Origin of the sequence: Pseudomonas sp. LH21 (genome assembly GCF_036549575.1) — a bacterium.
Lineage (GTDB): Bacteria > Pseudomonadota > Gammaproteobacteria > Pseudomonadales > Pseudomonadaceae > Aquipseudomonas > Aquipseudomonas peradeniyensis.
Genome location: NZ_CP144367.1, coordinates 711,882 through 724,072 on the forward strand (window position 1 = coordinate 711,882; position 12,191 = coordinate 724,072).

The following is a 12,191-nucleotide window of genomic DNA, read 5'->3' on the forward strand; positions in this document are numbered from 1 at the left end:
AGCCTCCTGGCTTCGGGCGTTTAGCGTGTTGTGTTCAAGCGACGATCGAGCGGGGCGGCGCGCGGCTGCGGGCGCCGGGGAATACAGCCTGCCGGGCATGGCCCTGGCGCGTGGCGATGGTGAGGTGGGTGGGTGGGGTGACGCTGCCTGCGCTGAGCGGGCTGAGGGTCTGGGGCAGGGCGGGGCAGTTGAACAGCAGGCTGCAATAGCCGCACTTTTCCCACATGACATGCAGCTGGCCATCGTTGCCGTGGCCGTGGTGCTCGTCGTGACCGTGCGCCATGGGCATGCTCATCGACATGTCCATGGGCATGGACATGCCGGCGTGGTGCTCCATCGGCATCGACTGGGAAACCAGCGGGCCGATGAAGATCATCCACATGGCGAACAGGCTCAGCCAGCCGCCACCGACGCGCCTGCGATCAGGGCGGGTAGTGCGGACGGAGCTGTAGCGCGGCAGGCTCATGGCGAGCGCCTGTCAGTCGATCAGGTCAGTGCGCGTGTTCGTGTGCTGCGGCCTGCTCGGCCGGTGGCTGCTTCTGCACGGCGACCTCGACGGTGATGTCACCGGCTTTCTCGAAGTGCAGGGTCAGCGGGAAGCGCTTGCCGTCGGTCAGCAGGCTGCGGTCCTTGGGCTGCATGATCATCACGTGGTAGGCGCTGGGGGCGAAGGTCAGGTCCTTGCCGGCGGGCACCAGCACGCTTTGCACCTGCTGCATCTTCATGGCGCCGGCGGCGCTCATCGCATGCTCGTGCAACTGGGCGTCGGCGCTGATTGGCGTGTCCGCCGAGAGCAGGCGGTCGTCGGTCTTGCCGTTGTTGTGCACGACGAAATAGGCCGCGACGTTGGGCGCGTTCGGCGGCAGCTCCAGCGACCAGGGGTGGGCGATGTGCAGATCGCCTTTGCTGTATTCGTGGGCGTTGGCATAGGCGCCGGGCAGCAGCAGGGCGGCCAGGACGAGGACTTGCTTGAGCATGGGTGAGTCTCCGATCTGTTGAGGTTCAGGCAGACAGCGTAGTGAACTCAAACCAGGGGAGAGGCACGGGGATTGAGCGCGGGCCATAATTGGCGCGGCGTGGGCTGATAGTTGGCGAGTTGCGGCGGGTGGCCGGCAGGCAGCACGGGCGGATTGTGCAACTGCGGCGGGTAGCCGGGCAGGGCCAGCAAGGGCGCGGCACCCAGGCAGCACCAGCAGTTCATCATGCTGGCGCTGTCGTCGCTTTGCGTACCGAGGTCGATCTTGGCCAGGGCCTGGACATCGACCTTGGCCTTGTTGGCCATGCTGGAACAGAAAGCCCCCACAGCAGCTGCTCGGCCGGGCCCTTGGGCGCGGCAGAAGACAGCGGCATGGCCAGCAGGTTGAACAGCACTGCAAGGCAGGCTATCCAGGCGATGTGCCGACGTGGGGGCATGGAGAGATCCGGTCAGGAATCGTGATGGCTATTGTACGGCGGAGTATAGGTAAAAATGCCGGGGTGCGGTGAAGTGCCGCACCTGAAGTAGAGCATGCCGCGCCAGAGACGTGGGTTCGTGGGAGCGGGCTTGCCCCGCGATAGGGCCAGGCCTGGGAATGATGTTGCCTGGGCGGGCCCTATCGCGGGGCAAGCCCGCTCCCACAATGCCCGCTCACACAGGGCTGGGGGTATCAGGCCTTGCCACGCCCCAGCAGCCCGCGCACGGTCTCCTGCAGATCAGCCGGCAGCACCACGACTTTTGCATTGTCGCTACCCGCCAGGTTCTCCATCGCCCCAATGTAACGCTCACCCAGCAGGTACATGGCCGGCACGGTTTCGCTGCCCACCGCTTCCTTGACCAGGGTGATCGCCCGCGCCGACGCCTCGGCCAGGTTGACCTGGGCCTCGGCATCCAGCTTGGCCGCCTGCAGGCGCGCCTCGGCTTCGAGAATCGCCGCCTGCTTGTTGCCTTCGGCACGGGTCACGTCGGCTTTACGCTCACGTTCGGCGGCGGCCTGGCGTTCCATGGCGGTCTGCATGCTCGGCGATGGCTTGATGTCCTGGATCTCCACCGAGCGCACGGTCACGCCCCAGTCTTCGGTCTGCTCGGACATCGCTTCGCGCAGGCGCGCCTTGATCTGCTCGCGGCTGGACAGCGCTTCGTCCAGGTCCATGGCGCCGACGATGGCGCGCAGCGAGGTCATGGTCAGGCTGGTGACGGCGAACGAGAAGTTCTGCACGCCGTACGAGGCCTTCTGCGGGTCGACCACCTTGGCGAAGCACAGGGCGTTGGCGACGATCACCGCGTTGTCCTTGGTGATGATCTCCTGCTGCTGCACGTCGAGGATGATGTCCTTGGTCGGCAGGCGGTAGGCGACCACGTCCATGTACGGGATGACGATGTTCAGGCCCGGCTTGAGGGTGCTGTGGTAGCGGCCCAGGCGTTCGACGATCCACTCCTCGCCCTGGGGCACGATGCGCACCCCCTTGAACACGGTGATCAGGACGAATACGGCGAGGGTGGCGACGACGATCAGGCTGGTCATGCTTGCGAACTTCCTTTTAGTGCGGATTCAGGCCCGGATGACCCGGGCGGTGTTGCCTTCGATGGCGGCCAGGCGCACGCGCTCGCCGGCGGGGATGTCGTTGTCGGCGACGCAGGTCCATTCCTCGTTGCCCAGGATGGGCTTCTGGAAGCGCACCCGGCCTTTCTGGAACTGCGAGACGTTGGCGGTCAGCAGGCCGACCTCGCCGATCACGCTGTCGGCGGTCCAGCGCACGTCCGGCTTCTTGCGGCGGAACACCTTGAACCAGAGCACGGTGGTGATCGATGAGAACACCACCCACAGCAAACCCTGCATATCGAGTTGCAGGCTGGGGGCGAGCAGCGAGACGAGCGACACCAGCACGGCACCGATGCCGAACCAGAGGATGAAGAAGGTGGGGAGCACCAGTTCCAGCAGGATCAGGGCTACGCCGAAGACGAGCCAGATCCACCATTGCATTTCCATATGGGTGGAGCCTTCCAGAAGGGGAGAGGTGATTCTACGGCAGGATCAAGGCACAGGGCCATCTCGTGACCGTCAGCGTGGGTGTGTCACCCAGTCTTCCACACGCAGCCCCGGAACACGCTGGAACTCGCGCAGGTTGTTGGTCACCAGCGTGAGGCCACGAGCGCGGGCGTGGCCGGCAATCATTCTGTCGTATGGGCCGATGGGCGTGCCGGCCTTGGCCAGCTCCGCACGTAGCTGCGCGGTGTGCGCTGCGCCCTGAATGTCGTAGTCAAGCACATCGAGCCGTGCGGCGAACCCCTCGACAATGGCCAGATTACGTTCCGGCGCGGCGGACTTTTCCGCACCGTAGATCAACTCCATCAGGGTTACCGTACTGATGGCCAACTGGCCGTGGTACCGATTGAACGCCTCGCGCACCACTTGTGGCTTGTTCTTGATGGTGAAAATGCAGATGTTGGTATCGAGCATGTACCTGAGCATCAGAATCCTTCGCGCTCCTGGTCGGCTGGCTGTTCCCTGCTCGCCATGAAGTCCGCACTCACATCGTCACCCTCGAACCAGCTGTCCCAGCTTTCGCCGGCAGGCGAGATGATACGGGAACGGCCCACCGCGACGATGTCCACGCGGGTGACGTCTTCTGGAAGGGCGAGGGCTTTTGGCATGCGGATAGCCTGGCTGCGGTTGCTTTTGAAGACTGCACCTTGCTCCATGATGGGCCTCCTTGAAAGCGCAAATGTATGTCCGGAGTTTAATTCCGGGAGTGGATATGTCAATGGGATATACGTAGCGTAATCAGGCCTTGAACAGGCCGAGTGCCTCTAGCAGTGACCCTGCATCGTGAAACGCCCGATCCACTTCCGGCAGCACCGGCCGCTTGAGCACCAGCACTGGAACTCCGCGCTCCCGCGCCACCTCGAGCTTCGGCTCGGTGGCCGTGCTGCCGCTGTTCTTGCTCACCAGCACGTCGATCTGCCGACGTTCGAACAGGGCACGTTCATCGTCGATGAGGAACGGCCCGCGAGCACCGATCACCTCGCAGCGGTCATTGCCGGGGCACGCCTCGAGGGCGCGCAGGGTCCAGAACTGGTGTGGCGGGATTTCGTCCAGATGTTGCAGGGGTTCGCGACCAAGGGTGAACAAGGGGCGTTGGAATGGGGCCAGCGCCTCGATCAGCCCGGCCCAGTCCTCGACTTCGCGCCAGTCATCACCGGGCTGCGCCTGCCACGCCGGGCGGCGCAGGGCCCAGCAGGGAATATCGGCGCTGCGGGCGGCGAGGGCGGCGTTACGGCTGATCTGCGCGGCATAGGGGTGGGTGGCGTCGATCAGCAGGTCGATGCCTTCGGCGCGCAGGTACTCGGCCAGGCCTTCGGCGCCGCCATAGCCGCCAACTCGCACCTGGCAGGCCAGGTCCTGAGGAATGCGGCCGATGCCGGCGAGGCTGTAGACATGTTGCGGACCCAGCTGGCGGGCGATAGCCAGGGCTTCGGTGACGCCGCCGAGGAGCAGGATGCGCCCGTTCATGCCACGCCCGCCTTGCCGACGATGCCACCCTGACGGTCGATGGCGAATACTTCCACCTGCACCTGGGCCGGCACCACGCTGCGCGCGAAGACCAGGGCATGGCGGCACACCTCGTCACCCAGGGCGATGCCGGCGGCATGCGCCAGGGCGAGGGCCTGCTGGCTGGTGTTGGCGGCGACGATCGCCTGTTGCAGCGCCGTGTCCGCGCCAATGGTCGCCGCCCAGCCCGCCAACTGCGGTAGGTCGATGCTCGAATGGCGGCTGTGCAGGTCCATGTGCCCGGCGGCCAGCTTGCTGATCTTGCCGAAGCCGCCGCATAGCGTGAGGCGCGGCACGGGCACCTTGCGCAGGTGCTTGAGCACGGCGCCGACGAAGTCGCCCATCTCGATCAGGGCGATCTCCGGCAGGTTGTAGACCCGGCGCATGGTGTCTTCGCTGGCGTTGCCGGTGCAGGCGGCGATATGGGTGTAGCCGTTGGTATGGGCGACGTCGATGCCCTGGTGGATCGAGGCAATGTAGGCCGAGCAGGAGAATGGCCGGACGATGCCACTGGTGCCCAGGATCGACAGCCCGCCGAGGATGCCCAGGCGCGGATTCATGGTCTTCAGGGCCAGCTGTTCGCCGCCCTGCACGTTGACCGTCACTTCGAAACCGCCGTGGTATCCGCAATCGCCCGCCAGTTGCAGCAGATGGTCGCTGATCATCTTGCGCGGTACCGGGTTGATGGCCGGTTCACCGACTGCCAGCACCAACCCCGGGCGAGTCACGGTACCCACGCCCACGCCCGCGATGAAGCGTACGCCGGGCTCGGTGCGCAGGCGCACCTGGCTGTAGAGCAGGGCGCCATGGGTGACATCGGGATCGTCGCCGGCATCCTTCAAGGTGCCGGCCTCGGCCATGTCGCCCTTTAGGTGGCAGAACTCCAGGCGCATCTGCACCACCTTGCCCTTGGGCAGGGTGATCTCCACCGCGTCGTGCCGTTGCCCGCTCAGCAACAGGCGCGCCGCCGCCAGGCTGGTGGCGGTGGCGCAGCTGCCAGTGGTCAGGCCGCTGCGCAGTGGCGCGGCCTGTTCGCGGGTTTCTTCACGCATCGAGGGGTTTCACCACGTCGAGCAAGGTGATTGGCAGGGCCTGGCGCCAGGTGTCGAAACTGCCCAGTGGTTGAGTGTGGGCGATGTGGATGCGGGTCAGCTCGCCGCCGTGCTGCTCGCGGAACTGCGCCAGGGCGACCTCGCTTTGCAGCGTGACGGCGTTGGCAACAAGGCGTCCGCCCGGCAGCAGGCGCTCCCAGCACAGCTCGAGCACGCCTTCGCGGGTGACGCCGCCGCCGATGAAGATCGCGTCCGGACGTTCCAGCCCAACCAAGGCTTCGGGGGCCTTGCCGCGAATCAGCTGCAGGCCGGGCACGCCAAGGGTGTCGCGGTTGTGTTCGATGTAGCCCTGGCGGCCTTCGTCAGCTTCGATGGCCAGGGTGCGGCAGCTGGGATGGGCGCGCATCCACTCGATGCCGATGGAACCGCAACCGGCGCCCACGTCCCACAGCAGTTCGCCCGGTTGCGGAGCCAGGCGGGCCAGGGTGATCGCTCGCACGTCGCGCTTGGTCAGCTGGCCATCGTGACGGAAGGCGCTGTCGGGCAGGCCGGCCACGCGAGGCAGGCGCGGGGTATCAGGCGAGGCCTGGCATTCGATGGCGACCAGGTTGAGCGTGGCGATGTCGGTGTGTGGCCAGTCGTCGGCGGTGCCGCTCAGCGTTCGCTCCTGTGGGCCGCCAAGGTGTTCGAACACCTGGAGACGGCTGGGGCCGAAGCCACGTTCGCGCAGCTGCGCGGCAATGGCCGCCGGGCTGCTTTCATCGTTACTCAGCACCAGCAGGCGCACGCCGCTGTGCAGATGGGCATTGAGCGCGGCCAGCGGACGGGCGACCACCGAGACTACCTGCACATCCTGCAACGGCCAGCCCAGCCGGGCGGCGGCCAGGGCGCAGGAGGAGGGCATCGACAGCACTTGCAGTTCCTCGGCGGGCAACTGGCGCGCCAGGCTGGCGCCGACGCCGTAGAGCATCGGGTCGCCGCTGGCCAGCACGCATACGGGTTCGCCGCGCAGAGCCATGACCGGGGCCAGGGAGAAGGGGCTGGGCCAGTGCAATTGCTCGGCGGTGACGCAGCGGGGCAGCAGCGCCAGCTGGCGTGGGGCACCGATGATTCGCGTGGCTGACAGCAGGGCACGCCGAGCCTGCTTGCCCAGGCCGCTGAAACCGTCTTCGCCGATGCCTATTACTGTCAGCCAGGGGGCCATTGGGTCCTCTTTGATACCGCATGGGGGCACTACGTGCCCCTTTCGCGGCGCAAGGCCGCTCCTACAGGTGCAGCGCGAACCCTGTAGGAGCGGCCTTGTGCCGCGAAAGGGCTGCGTAGCAGCCCCGAAATTGAACGTTCGACCACCGGTTTTTCATGCCGCCGGACAAAGCAGGCATAATACCGCGCCTTCTACACTGAAGCGCACTTTCACGATTGCCGGATGCTCCCTTGACGCAGCCCCCACCCTCCGAAGTTTCGCCCCGTCCCTCGGCCTGTCCGGGGTTGTGGCGCATCGTCGCCGCGCGCGACGGTGGCATCTGTCGGATCAAGCTGCCTGGCGGCCTGCTGCTGGCCGACCAGGCCGATGCCGTGGCCGACGCTGCCGAGCGCTTCGCCGGCGGGGTGATCGAGGCGACCAATCGGGCCAACCTGCAGATCCGTGGCATTGGCCAGGATCACGGCGGGCTGGTCGAGCATCTGCTGGCCGCCGGGCTCGGCCCGCGTGACGCGGCGGGCGACGATGTGCGCAATCTCATGCTCAGCCCACTGGCCGGGCTCGATCCGGCCATGCTGTTCGACACCCGACCCTTAGCCGGGCAGATCCTCGACCTGCTGGAAAGCACACCCAGGTTCCACAAGCTCTCGGCCAAGTTCGCCGTGCAGCTCGATGGCGGCGAAGCGCTGGCGATGCTCGACCACGCCCATGACCTGTGGCTGTCCGCGATGCATCGCGAAGGGCACATCTGGTTGCGGTTCGGCCTTGCGAGCAGCCTGTCGAATGGCCAGGCGCTGGGTGCGGTACTGGTGGAGCAGGGGCTGGAGTTGGTGCGCGCGGTGCTGGAGCGCTTCCTTGATCTTGCTGCGCCCGAGCAGTCGCGCATGCGTCAATTGCTGCAGGTGTGCCCGGTGGAGCACTTCCTGGAAGGGCTGGCGGTTCAGATCGATACCACGTCGATGGCCTGGCAGCGCCCGGCGACGACAAGTCCGTGGCTGGGCGTGCTGCCCCAGCGCCAGGGTGTGGCCCTGGGCGTCGCGCCACCGCTTGGGCGTCTGACCCCCGCCATGCTTCGCAGTGCCGCCCGCATCGCCCGGCAATGGGGCGATGGCAGCTTGCGCCTGACGCCTTGGCAGAGCCTGGTGCTGACCTCCCTCGCACCGACCGAGCTGGAAAACGCACGCACGCAGCTGGCGGCATCCGGCATGCTCTGCCACAACGAACATCCACTGGCGCGGGTCGTCGCCTGCACCGGCTCCAGCGGCTGCGCCAAGGCCCAGGCCGACACCAAGGCCGACGCCATTGCCCTGGCCGCCCTGCTGCACCACGGTGCCCCAGGCAGCGTGCACCTGACAGCCTGCCCACGTTCCTGCGCCCTGGCCCATGCCGCCCCGGCCACTCTGTTGGCTCGGGCCCCGGGCCGTTATGACCTTTACTTGCGCGACGCGCGCCTGCCAGGCTTCGGCAGGCTGCGCGCCGCCAACCTTACCCCAGAAGAAGCAGGCGCCATGCTCGACCTGCCGACGGAGCACCTTGATGATTGACTACATCCGCGATGGTCAGGAGATCTATCGCAATTCCTTCCGGATCATCCGCGAGGAAGCCCGGCTCGAGCGGATCCCCGCCGATCTTGAAAAGCTCGCCGTGCGCGTGATCCATGCCTGCGGCATGGTCGAGGCCATCGATGGCCTGCAGTTCTCCGAAGGCGCCGGTAGCGCCGGCCGCGAGGCCCTGGCCAAGGGCGCGCCGATCCTCTGTGACGCGCACATGGTCGCCGAAGGCATCACCCGCGCCCGCCTGCCGGCCAACAACCCGGTCATCTGCACCCTGCGCGACCCGAGCGTGCCGGACCTGGCCAAGGCCGAGGGCAATACCCGCTCGGCGGTGGCCCTGGAACTGTGGCGCCCGCACCTGGAAGGCAGCGTGGTGGTGATCGGTAACGCGCCGACCGCCTTGTTCTACCTGCTGGAAATGCTCGATGCCGGCGCGCCGAAACCGGCGCTGATCCTCGGCTTCCCGGTCGGCTTCGTCGGCGCCGCCGAATCCAAGGCCATGCTTGCCGCCGACAGCCGCGGCGTGCCGTTCGTGATCATGCAGGGCCGCCTGGGCGGCAGCGCGATGGCCGCCGCCGCGGTCAACGCCCTGGCCACGGAGGTGGAATGATGCACGCACGCGGACGACTGCTGGGCCTGGGCGTGGGCCCGGGCGATCCCGAACTGATCACGGTCAAGGCCCTGCGCCTGCTGCGCGAGGCCCCCGTGGTGGCGTACTTCGTGGCCAAGGGCAAGCGCGGCAACGCCTTCGGTATCATCGAAGCGCACCTGCAAGCCGAACAGACCCTGCTGCCGCTGGTATACCCGGTGACCACCGAGGCGCTGCCCGCGCCGCTTTCCTATGAGCAGGTGATCAGCGACTTCTACGACGAAGCCAGCCTGCAGGTTGCCGCGCACCTGGACGCCGGCCGCGACGTGGCGGTGATCTGCGAAGGGGACCCGTTCTTCTACGGCTCCTACATGTACCTGCACGATCGCCTGGCCTCGCGCTACGAGGCGCAGGTGATCCCTGGTGTCTGCTCGATGCTCGGTGGCGCTTCGGTACTCGGTGCGCCGCTGGTCTATCGCAACCAGACCCTCACCGTGCTCTCCGGCGTGTTGCCCCATGAAGAGCTCAAGCAGCGCCTGGCCGCTGCCGACGCAGCAGTGATCATGAAGCTGGGGCGCAACTTCCCCAAGGTGCGCCAGGTGCTCGGCGAGCTGGGCCTGGATAGCCGTGCGCTGTACGTGGAGCGGGCCACCATGGCCAACCAGAAGATCGTCGCGCTGGACGAGGTCGACCCGCAGTCCTCGCCGTACTTCTCGCTGATCATCGTGCCGGGTGAGAAATGGCAGGGATGATCAAGGCACCGGCAATCGTCCTGCTCGGCCCGGGCAGCCTGGCCACCGCGCAGCGTATCCAGCAACGTTATCCACAGGCCGTGATCCATGGCCTGCAAGGGCGTGTGGAGGGTGCCGACCGTTACTACGCAGCCTTCGGCGACACCCTGCGCGAGCTGTATCAGCAAGACACGCCGATTATCGCCTTGTGCGCGGCGGGCATCGTCATTCGCACCCTGGCGCCGCTGTTGAGCGAAAAAGGCGTCGAGCCGCCGGTATTGGCCGTGGCCGAGGATGGCAGCGCCGTGGTGCCGCTGCTCGGTGGCCTGGGCGGGGTCAACGTCATGGCCCGCGAAATTGGCGAGGCACTGGGTGTCAGCGCGGCGATCACCACCAGTGGCGAGCTGCGCTTCGGCACCTGCCTGCTCAATCCGCCCGAGGGTTATGCGCTGGCGGACCTGGAGCAGGGCAAGCGCTTCGTCTCCGACCTGCTGGCGGGCGAAACCGTGCGTGTCGAAGGCGACGCGCCGTGGCTCGAGCATGCGCAGTTGCCTGCAGGTGACGATGCGCGGCGCATCATCCATGTGGGGAGTGCGCTTCGCCCGAGCAACCGTGACGAACTGCTGATCCATGCGCGTTGCGTGGTGGTGGCGGTCACGGCCGGCAGCGCTGACCTGGTGCAACAGGTGCGGGAGGAACTGCTGCGAGCGAACATCGCCGAGCCCGCGTTGGCCTGCCTGCTGGCGAGCGAAACCGAGATGGCGGAGCCGACCCTGCACGAGGCTGCCCAGGCGCTGAACGTCGCCCTGCGCTTTGCCCCGGCTGCCGAGAGCCTGGAGCGGATGCTGGCTGATGCATTGCCGCAAGCGCGTGTGGGTTCGTCCGTGGGGCTCGCCCACGCCGTTGCCCCGGCACCGGTCGACATCGACCACATTGGCCGTCGTCGTGGCCGCCTGGCCGTGATCGGCCTGGGCCCCGGTGCTGCCGAGCTGATGGTGCCGGCGGTCAAGGCCGAATTGGCGCGCGCCCAGGATGTGCTCGGCTACGAAACTTACGTGCGCATGGCCGGCCCCTTCCGCGACGATCAAGTGCTGCACTGCACCGACAACCGCGAAGAGATGCAGCGCGCCCGCCATGCCTTCGAGCTGGCGGCCCAGGGCCGTTCGGTGGTGGTGGTGTCGTCGGGTGATCCGGGCGTATTCGCCATGGCCGCCGCAGTGCTCGAAGCGTTGCACGAGTCCAGCGACCCGGCCTGGCAGCGCGTCGAGTTGGAGATTCTTCCCGGCGTATCGGCCTCGCTGGCCACCGCCGCACAAGCGGGGGCGCCGCTGGGGCACGATTTCTGCGTGATGTCGCTGTCGGACAACCTCAAGCCCTGGTCGATCATCGAAAAACGCCTCGACCTGGCCGCCCAGGCGGATCTGGTGCTGGCGTTCTACAACCCGATCTCCAAGGCCCGGCCTCATCAGCTGGGCGTGGCGCTGGAGGTGGTACGTCGTCATCGCGACGCAGGCACCCCCGTGGTGCTGGGCCGTGATATCGGCCGGCCGGGGCAGACCCTGCGGGTAGTGACCCTGGGCGAGCTGCTGCCGGAGATGGTCGACATGCGCACCATGGTGCTGGTCGGCTCCTCGACCACCTGCACCTTCCCCCGGGCCGATGGCGGCCAGTGGGTGTACACGCCGCGCTGGTACCCCGCCAAGCCCTGAGCGCAGCCGGGGTCAGGGCAGCAGGTAGCCCTTGATCCCGGTGAAGATGATCTGCGCCGCCAGGGCGCAGACGAACAGCCCCATCAGGCGGCTGACGATCTGCAGGCCCTGGTCGCCGAGCAGTCGCTCGATACGGTGCGAAAGGTACAGCACCAGGCCGACGGTGAAGCTGGCCAGGGCGATGCTGACGATGGCCAGCAGCTTGTCGTCCCAGTGCGGCTGGCCCACCCCCATCACCAGCAGTGCACCGATGGTGCCCGGGCCGACCGTCAGTGGAATGGTCAGCGGCACGATGGTCACGTCCTGCTGCACGTTGTCGGTCTGCACCGCCGACTTGCCCTGGGCCATGCCCAGCGCCGAGATGAACAGCACCGAGCCCGCGCCGATGCGAAAGGCATCGGCGGTGATGCCGAACACGCCGAAGATCACCCGCCCGAACAGATAGAGCAGCACGCTGGCCACCAGCGTGGCGATCGCCACGCGCCAGGCCAGTTGCTTGCGCTCCTTGCTGGAGTGACCGCGGGTCAGGCCGATGAAGCACGACAGCACGAAGAACGGGCTGTAGAGCACGAGCATCTTCAGGTAGACGCTGAACAACTCATGGAGCATGGAGGCCTTTCCGCAGCGGGGAGGGGTGGCACCTGTATAGCACGGAACCTGCGGGAGTGGTTCTCCCACAAGTACAGCGCTCGATTCAGCGTTTGCGCGATCCTGTAGGAGATTACGCAGCCCTTCCTGGCTGCGCTGTCGTGCAGGGAACAGGGTTCCAGCGTGGGAGCGGGCTTGCCCCGCGATCACCGGCGAAGCCGGTGCCAAACGCCGCATCG

Annotated in this window: 14 protein-coding genes and 1 pseudogene; 4 read left to right on the forward strand and 11 right to left on the reverse strand. The window is 66.9% G+C overall.

Annotated features, from left to right (window positions below):
- Nucleotides 1-34: 34 nt before the first annotated feature.
- From VUG52_RS03440 to cbiE, 10 genes and pseudogenes are all read right to left on the reverse strand, one after another.
- Nucleotides 35-466, reverse strand: a complete 432-nt coding sequence (locus tag VUG52_RS03440; protein WP_220689970.1) for a DUF2946 domain-containing protein — start codon at nt 464-466, stop codon at nt 35-37.
- A 25-nt stretch (nt 467-491) separates the two neighbouring features.
- The gene (locus tag VUG52_RS03445; protein ID WP_050707099.1) at nt 492-977 is read right to left on the reverse strand and encodes a copper chaperone PCu(A)C; all 486 of its coding nucleotides are present in this window, start codon (nt 975-977) and stop codon (nt 492-494) included.
- A 47-nt stretch (nt 978-1,024) separates the two neighbouring features.
- Nucleotides 1,025-1,413: pseudogene (locus VUG52_RS03450) on the reverse strand (DUF2946 domain-containing protein).
- A gap of 233 nt (nt 1,414-1,646) precedes the next feature.
- On the reverse strand, nt 1,647-2,501 hold the full coding sequence (locus VUG52_RS03455) for an SPFH domain-containing protein (RefSeq protein WP_050707097.1): 855 nt from the start codon (nt 2,499-2,501) through the stop codon (nt 1,647-1,649).
- Nucleotides 2,502-2,528: 27 nt separating this feature from the next.
- Nucleotides 2,529-2,966 carry an NfeD family protein gene (locus tag VUG52_RS03460; protein ID WP_050707096.1) on the reverse strand — a complete coding sequence of 146 codons (438 nt, stop codon included), beginning with the start codon at nt 2,964-2,966 and terminating at the stop codon, nt 2,529-2,531.
- Nucleotides 2,967-3,038: 72 nt separating this feature from the next.
- Nucleotides 3,039-3,449, reverse strand: a complete 411-nt coding sequence (gene vapC / locus VUG52_RS03465; protein ID WP_050707095.1) for a type II toxin-antitoxin system tRNA(fMet)-specific endonuclease VapC — start codon at nt 3,447-3,449, stop codon at nt 3,039-3,041.
- The gene (gene vapB, locus VUG52_RS03470; RefSeq protein ID WP_011535889.1) at nt 3,449-3,679 is read right to left on the reverse strand and encodes a type II toxin-antitoxin system VapB family antitoxin; all 231 of its coding nucleotides are present in this window, start codon (nt 3,677-3,679) and stop codon (nt 3,449-3,451) included. The genes vapC and vapB overlap by 1 nt, the downstream gene beginning before the upstream one ends.
- A gap of 82 nt (nt 3,680-3,761) precedes the next feature.
- Entirely contained in the window at nt 3,762-4,490 is a 729-nt protein-coding gene (locus VUG52_RS03475; protein ID WP_331832436.1) for a cobalt-precorrin-6A reductase, read from the reverse strand.
- Nucleotides 4,487-5,581 carry a cobalt-precorrin-5B (C(1))-methyltransferase gene (locus VUG52_RS03480; protein ID WP_050707093.1) on the reverse strand — a complete coding sequence of 365 codons (1,095 nt, stop codon included), beginning with the start codon at nt 5,579-5,581 and terminating at the stop codon, nt 4,487-4,489. The genes VUG52_RS03475 and VUG52_RS03480 overlap by 4 nt, the downstream gene beginning before the upstream one ends.
- Nucleotides 5,574-6,785, reverse strand: coding sequence for a precorrin-6y C5,15-methyltransferase (decarboxylating) subunit CbiE (gene cbiE, locus VUG52_RS03485; RefSeq protein WP_331832437.1), 1,212 nt, complete (start codon nt 6,783-6,785; stop codon nt 5,574-5,576). Before cbiE ends, VUG52_RS03480 begins: the two co-directional genes overlap by 8 nt.
- A 215-nt stretch (nt 6,786-7,000) precedes the next feature.
- Here cbiE and cobG point away from each other — a divergent pair, with 215 nt between their 5' ends.
- Genes cobG through cobJ form a run of 4 tightly spaced genes read left to right on the forward strand, consistent with a single transcriptional unit; the run spans nt 7,001 to nt 11,364 of the window.
- Nucleotides 7,001-8,326, forward strand: a complete 1,326-nt coding sequence (gene cobG, locus VUG52_RS03490) for a precorrin-3B synthase (RefSeq protein WP_050707091.1) — start codon at nt 7,001-7,003, stop codon at nt 8,324-8,326.
- Nucleotides 8,319-8,945, forward strand: a complete 627-nt coding sequence (locus VUG52_RS03495) for a precorrin-8X methylmutase (protein ID WP_046854044.1) — start codon at nt 8,319-8,321, stop codon at nt 8,943-8,945. Before cobG ends, VUG52_RS03495 begins: the two co-directional genes overlap by 8 nt.
- Entirely contained in the window at nt 8,942-9,676 is a 735-nt protein-coding gene (locus tag VUG52_RS03500; protein ID WP_177330861.1) for a precorrin-2 C(20)-methyltransferase, read from the forward strand. Before VUG52_RS03495 ends, VUG52_RS03500 begins: the two co-directional genes overlap by 4 nt.
- The gene (gene cobJ, locus VUG52_RS03505; RefSeq protein WP_331832438.1) at nt 9,673-11,364 is read left to right on the forward strand and encodes a precorrin-3B C(17)-methyltransferase; all 1,692 of its coding nucleotides are present in this window, start codon (nt 9,673-9,675) and stop codon (nt 11,362-11,364) included. Before VUG52_RS03500 ends, cobJ begins: the two co-directional genes overlap by 4 nt.
- Nucleotides 11,365-11,376: 12 nt before the next feature.
- On the opposite strand, the gene VUG52_RS03510 is transcribed toward cobJ, so the two are convergent.
- Nucleotides 11,377-11,973, reverse strand: a complete 597-nt coding sequence (locus tag VUG52_RS03510; RefSeq protein ID WP_028691281.1) for a MarC family protein — start codon at nt 11,971-11,973, stop codon at nt 11,377-11,379.
- Nucleotides 11,974-12,191 lie beyond the last annotated feature (218 nt).

Excerpts from the sequence above, each read along its gene's own strand:
- VUG52_RS03460 (WP_050707096.1), bottom strand. The coding sequence starts at position 2,966 with ATGGAAATGCAATGGTGGATCTGGCTCGTCTTCGGCGTAGCCCTGATC.
- cbiE (WP_331832437.1), bottom strand. The coding sequence starts at position 6,785 with ATGGCCCCCTGGCTGACAGTAATAGGCATCGGCGAAGACGGTTTCAGC.
- vapB (WP_011535889.1), bottom strand. The coding sequence starts at position 3,679 with ATGGAGCAAGGTGCAGTCTTCAAAAGCAACCGCAGCCAGGCTATCCGC.
- VUG52_RS03495 (WP_046854044.1), top strand. The coding sequence starts at position 8,319 with ATGATTGACTACATCCGCGATGGTCAGGAGATCTATCGCAATTCCTTC.
- vapC (WP_050707095.1), bottom strand. The coding sequence starts at position 3,449 with ATGCTCAGGTACATGCTCGATACCAACATCTGCATTTTCACCATCAAG.
- VUG52_RS03500 (WP_177330861.1), top strand. The coding sequence starts at position 8,942 with ATGATGCACGCACGCGGACGACTGCTGGGCCTGGGCGTGGGCCCGGGC.
- VUG52_RS03480 (WP_050707093.1), bottom strand. The coding sequence starts at position 5,581 with ATGCGTGAAGAAACCCGCGAACAGGCCGCGCCACTGCGCAGCGGCCTG.
- VUG52_RS03455 (WP_050707097.1), bottom strand. The coding sequence starts at position 2,501 with ATGACCAGCCTGATCGTCGTCGCCACCCTCGCCGTATTCGTCCTGATC.
- VUG52_RS03510 (WP_028691281.1), bottom strand. The coding sequence starts at position 11,973 with ATGCTCCATGAGTTGTTCAGCGTCTACCTGAAGATGCTCGTGCTCTAC.
- VUG52_RS03475 (WP_331832436.1), bottom strand. The coding sequence starts at position 4,490 with ATGAACGGGCGCATCCTGCTCCTCGGCGGCGTCACCGAAGCCCTGGCT.
- VUG52_RS03440 (WP_220689970.1), bottom strand. The coding sequence starts at position 466 with ATGAGCCTGCCGCGCTACAGCTCCGTCCGCACTACCCGCCCTGATCGC.
- cobJ (WP_331832438.1), top strand. The coding sequence starts at position 9,673 with ATGATCAAGGCACCGGCAATCGTCCTGCTCGGCCCGGGCAGCCTGGCC.
- VUG52_RS03445 (WP_050707099.1), bottom strand. The coding sequence starts at position 977 with ATGCTCAAGCAAGTCCTCGTCCTGGCCGCCCTGCTGCTGCCCGGCGCC.